Source organism: Mesorhizobium sp. WSM4832 (assembly GCF_055811115.1).
This window is the reverse complement of record NZ_JBVVQH010000075.1, coordinates 1-259: the sequence shown is the minus strand read 5'-3', so window position 1 is coordinate 259 and position 259 is coordinate 1. Positions and strand designations below refer to the sequence as shown.

1 protein-coding gene is annotated in these 259 nt (G+C 60.2%); it reads left to right on the top strand.

What is annotated here, in order from left to right; translation table 11 throughout:
- On the top strand, positions 1 to 259 hold a 259-nt coding region (locus tag AC0L2L_RS33410), incomplete at both ends, for a hypothetical protein (protein WP_473584025.1).

Genomic DNA, 259 nt, shown 5'->3' with positions numbered 1-259 from the left:
ACAGGAGCAACACCGGGGGCGTCATCATCAACACTGAACATTACACAGCGCTGTTGAGACCGGCGAAGAGGCAGAGGGCCCTGAATACGCCGCAAGCCACCGCCATTCAGCAGCCGCTGAGCGAAATCGGTAATTCAGGCGGCCGCGTGCCGATGCAGCCCCCCATGCAGCAGTTGGGTGAATTGCCATTGGAAGGGGTACCTGTTCAAGGGACATGGTCCGAACACATCGGAAGGCTGCATGCGGAGGCAGCGCCCTT